The sequence below is a fragment of the Sinomonas sp. G460-2 genome (assembly GCF_047759905.1).
Classification (GTDB): Bacteria; Actinomycetota; Actinomycetes; order Actinomycetales; family Micrococcaceae; genus Sinomonas.
Window position 1 is genome coordinate 1 of the sequence record NZ_JBKZWT010000291.1, and the last position, 4,556, is coordinate 4,556.

At 70.3% G+C, this 4,556-nt stretch carries 3 protein-coding genes and 1 pseudogene; 1 reads left to right on the plus strand and 3 read right to left on the minus strand.

Features of this window, described 5'->3' with window-relative positions:
• Window positions 1–73: 73 nt before the first annotated feature.
• Entirely contained in the window at window positions 74–2,701 is a 2,628-nt protein-coding gene (gene nirB / locus ACLN58_RS18270; protein WP_415856668.1) for a nitrite reductase large subunit NirB, read from the minus strand.
• Between the two features lie 207 nt (window positions 2,702–2,908).
• Here nirB and nirD point away from each other — a divergent pair, with 207 nt between their 5' ends.
• Window positions 2,909–3,295, plus strand: a complete 387-nt coding sequence (gene nirD / locus ACLN58_RS18275; RefSeq protein WP_415856669.1) for a nitrite reductase small subunit NirD — start codon at window positions 2,909–2,911, stop codon at window positions 3,293–3,295.
• 2 nt (window positions 3,296–3,297) lie between these two features.
• Here nirD and ACLN58_RS18280 read toward each other — a convergent pair whose 3' ends face one another.
• Both ACLN58_RS18280 and ACLN58_RS18285 read right to left on the minus strand, forming a co-directional pair.
• Complete coding sequence (locus tag ACLN58_RS18280; RefSeq protein ID WP_415856670.1) at window positions 3,298–3,669, minus strand: VOC family protein; 372 nt, start codon at window positions 3,667–3,669, stop codon at window positions 3,298–3,300.
• Window positions 3,670–3,845: 176 nt separating this feature from the next.
• Window positions 3,846–4,556 (minus strand): annotated as a pseudogene (locus ACLN58_RS18285) (phospho-sugar mutase); the annotation flags it as partial.

The following is a 4,556-nucleotide window of genomic DNA, read 5'->3' on the forward strand; positions in this document are numbered from 1 at the left end:
GGCCTGGCGGGACGCGTCGGCCTCGCCAAGCAGGACGACGGTCGTCCCCGCGAGCGTGATCTCGAGCTGCACGTCACACCTCCTGAGCCGCGGCGCGGACGGGAATCGTCGAGCCGAGCGACACCCGCTCGGCCGCCGTCGCGGGCCGGATCTGGTCGCGCTCGGCGACGTGCACGATCGACTCGTCCGCCGCGTCCGGCGCGTTGACGAACGAACGGAACCGGCGCAGCCGCTCGGGGTCCTTGAGCGTCGCGGCCCATTCGTCCTCGTAGTTCTCGACGTGCATTGCCATGGCCGCCTCGAGCTCCTCGGCGATGCCGAGGGAATCCTCGACCACGACCTGGCGCACGTGGTCGAGCCCGCCGTCGAGGTCGGCCTGCCAGTGCGCCGTGCGCTGGAGGCGGTCCGCGGTGCGGATGTAGTACATGAAGTAACGGTCGATGTACTTCACGAGGGTCTCGTCGTCCAGCCCGCCGGCCAGGAGCTGGGCGTGCGCGGGGTTCGCGCCGCCATTGCCGCCCACGTAGAGGTTCCAGCCCTCGGAGGTCGCGATGACCCCGACGTCCTTGCCGCGAGCCTCGGCGCATTCGCGGGCGCAGCCCGAGACGCCGAGCTTGAGCTTGTGCGGGCTGCGCAGGCCGCGGTAGCGCAGCTCGAGCTGGATCGCCATCCCCACCGAGTCGAGCACTCCATAGCGGCACCACGTCGAGCCGACGCAGCTCTTCACCGTCCGCAGGCTCTTGCCGTACGCCTGGCCCGACTCCATGCCGGCCTCGATGAGCTCGCCCCAGATGAGCGGGAGCTGCTCGAGGCGGGCGCCGAACATGTCGATGCGCTGGCCGCCCGTGATCTTCGTGTACAGACCGTACTTCTTGGCCACGGAGGCGATGACCGCGAGCTTGTCCGGCGTGATCTCACCGCCTGGGATGCGGGGGACCACGGAGTACGTGCCGTCCTTCTGCATGTTCGCGAGGGCGCGGTCGTTCGTGTCCTGGAGCGTGCCGCGGCCGGCGTCGAGGACGTAGGCCGAGTGCTGCGACGCGAGGATCGACGCGATCGCGGGCTTGCAGATGTCGCAGCCCGCGCCCTTGCCGTAGCGGGAGAGGATGTCCTCGAACGAGGTGAGCTGGAGGACGCGGATCGCGTCGAACAGCTCCTGGCGGGAGAGCTCGAAGTGCTCGCACAGGGCCTTCGAGACCGTCACGCCGGCCTTCTGCAGCTCCTTCTCGAGCAGCTTCTTGATCATCGGCACGCACGAACCACACTGCGTTCCGGCGCGCGTGCACGCCTTGAGGCCGGGCACGTCGCGGACCGGGTCCTTGCCCTCGCACGTCCCGCAGCCGTTGACGGCGTCGCGCAGCGCACCCGCGGAGACGTTGTTGCACGAGCACAGCGTCGCGTCGTCGGGCAGCTCGGTGTCGGGGGCCGCGCCGCCGCCCGCGGCGGAGAGGAACGCGCCGGGCTCGGCCGGGAGCTCGCGGCCTAGGAGTGGGCGCAGGCTCTGGTACGGCGTGGCGTCGCCCACGAAGATGCCGCCGAGGAGGGTCGTCGCGTCGTCGGTCGTGACGATCTTCTGGTAGACGCCCCGAGCCGGGTCGGCGTACACGATCTCGAGCGCGCCCGGCTCCTTGGCGAACGCGTCGCCAAAGCTCGCCACGTCCACGCCGGAGAGCTTGAGCTTCGTCGCCGTGTCGAAGCCGGGGAACGTCGCGTCGCCGCCGTGGAGGCGGTCGGCAACGATCTCGGCCATCGTGTTGGCCGGGGCTACGAGGCCCAGGCACATTCCGCCGAAGCTCGCGACCTCGCCGATCGCCCACACGCCGTCGACGGCGGTTGCGCAGCTCTCGTCGATGACCACGCCGCCGCGCGGGCCGAGCTCGAAGCCGGCCTCGTCCTCGACGGCGGCGCGGATGAGCTCGTCGCGTGGGCGCACCCCGATCGCCACGACCACGAGGTCCGCCTCGATGACGCGCTCGTCCGCCATGCGCACGCCGGTGACGCGCCCGCCGTCGTCCGTCATGACCTCGGACGGGAAGACGCCGCCGTGCACCGTGAAGCCCTTGCCCTCGATGAGGCGGCCGAGCGCCTGCCCGGCGCCCTCGTCAAGCTGGCGGTTCATCATCCAGGGCGAGCCGTCGATGATGATGGACTCGGCGCCGAGCGCCTGCGCGCCGGCCGCCGCCTCGATGCCGAGGAGACCGCCGCCGATCACCGCGACTGTGGGCTTGCGGTCAAGCCCCGCGGCGAGGCGGCCGATCTCGGCGCGGAGGAACCAGACGTCCTCGAGCGTGCGGTACACATACGACTTGTCGGCGCCCGGGATCGGGAGCCGTGCCGCGTTGGAGCCGGTCGCGAGCACGAGCTCGTCGTACGCGTGCGCGGCTCCGTCCTCGGTGTGGACCGTGCGGGCCGCGGTGTCGATGCGCACTGCCTTCGCGCCGCGGCGGAGCTCGACGCCGGCTGTGTCCCACATCGAGGCCTCGCCGAGCGTGAGGTCGACGTCGCCGAGGAGCGCCTTCGAGAGGGCCACGCGGTCGTACGGGAGGTGCGCCTCCTCCGCGAGCGCCGTGACCTCGAAGCCGTCGAGGCCGCGCGCGGCCATGGCGTCGACGAAGCGGTGCGCAGCGGGGCCACCGCCGACGACGACGACGCGGCGCGGGGTGCCGTGCGTCCGGGGGGCGCTGGTGCTGGGAATGCTCACGAATGGTGCCTTCCGTCGAAGGGGCGCCGGACAGCCCGGCGGGGTTTCCTCCAGCGTAGGGAGCCGCGATTTCGCATCAGTTGCCCGGGTGTAACGGCCGATTAACTTCACTGTCACGGCGATGTTTCCGAGCCAGTGAGGGCGGTTTTACTTCCGCGTGACACAAGGTCAACCCGTCCGAAATGGATGGATATCTAGCGTGGATGCATGACGATCACAGCCTCTGCATCGATTGACGTTGACGCCCTTGAAGCCTCGGCAGCGACGGTTCTGCCGATGTGGCACAGCGTGTGCAACCTGAGCGACCTAGAGCCCAACTGGGGGGAGGCCGCTCTCGTCGCTGGCCGTCAGGTGGCGGTTTTCCGCCTCCCGTCCGGCGAGGTCTACGCCGTGGACCAGCGCGATCCCGCGACCGAGGCACACGTCATGGCCCGCGGCATCGTCGGCTCGCGCGGCGACCGCCCCACGATCGCCTCCCCGCTGCTCAAGCAGGTCTACGACCTCCGCACGGGCGAGCGGCTTGACGCCGACGGCACTCCGCTTCCGGCGTTCCCGGCCCGCGTTGTGGACGGCATCGTCCAGATCGCGGCCTGATCCTAGCCCTGACGGAGGCCGAGCGTGTTGCCGTCGGGGTCCGTAAACCATGCGCCACGCGCAGGGCCAAGCTGCGCGATGTGACCGGTCGTCGCGAGGGGCCCCTCGGTGTAGTCGAGGAACGTGACGCCCTTGGCTTCGAGTTCTGCGACCGTCTTTTCGATGTCCGCGACCTCAAAGTGGGCGAGCGTGTGAATCGTCTCGAGTGCGGGGCGCTTGAAGACCGAAAGCTCGCTGTGCGCTCCGCACCGGAATCTGACCGAGGCGGGGTTCTCCCAGAGCTGGGTCAGGCCGAGCGTGTCGCCGTAGAAGCGCTTCGCCTGATCCAAATCGGTCACGGGAACAGTGGCTACGACCATGGTTGCGTTCAGCATGGCGGATTCCAGCTCCTTCGCGCGGACTCATTTGGTACGTCAAATGCTAGGCCGAGCCGTCGGCCAAGCAGAGACCCCGCAACGCCCCGGACGGGACCCCGCACCTTGTGGGGTCCTGTCCCTCGAGTTGTGGGGTCCGGTTTCGGCGCCGTCCAGCTCCCGGCGAGGCCTCGCGCCTACAGCCCGAGCGCCTCGCGCACGTCCTCGAGCGCTGAGTCCATGGCCTGGCGCGCGGCCTGCCGGGCCTCGGCGAGCTCGGCCGAGCTGTCCACGGGCCGGATCACCTCGAGGTAGCACTTGAGCTTCGGCTCCGTGCCGCTCGGCCGCACGATGACGCGCGTCGCGTCGCGCGTCACCCACAGCAGGCCCTCGGTCGGCGGAAGCTCCTCCGAGCCCACGGACAGGTCCACGGCGGTCTCCACGGGGGAGTCCGCGAAAGCGGCCGGCGGGTTCTCGCGCAGCCGCACCATCATGGCGTCGAGTAGCCCGAGGTCTGCGACGCGCACGCTCAGCTGGTCTGTGAGGTGCACGCCGTGGAGCACGTGCAGCGCGTCGAGCCGATCGAAGAGGCTCTGCCCCTGCGATTTGGCGTCCGCCGCGAGCTCGGCGACGAGCAGCGCGGCGGAGATCCCGTCCTTGTCCTTGACAAGTTCCGGGGCGACGCAGTACCCGAGCGCCTCTTCATAGCCGTACACGAGCCCCGGGACGCGGGAGATCCACTTGAACCCCGTGAGCGTCTCGCGGTGGGCGATCCCGGCGGCGTCCGCGATGCGGCCCAGAAGACGCGAGGAGACGATCGAGTTCGCGAACACGCCCTCCGCCGGACCGGCCGCAGCCGCGCCCCCGCCGTCGTCCGTGAGGCCCATGCGCCGCACGATATGCGCGCC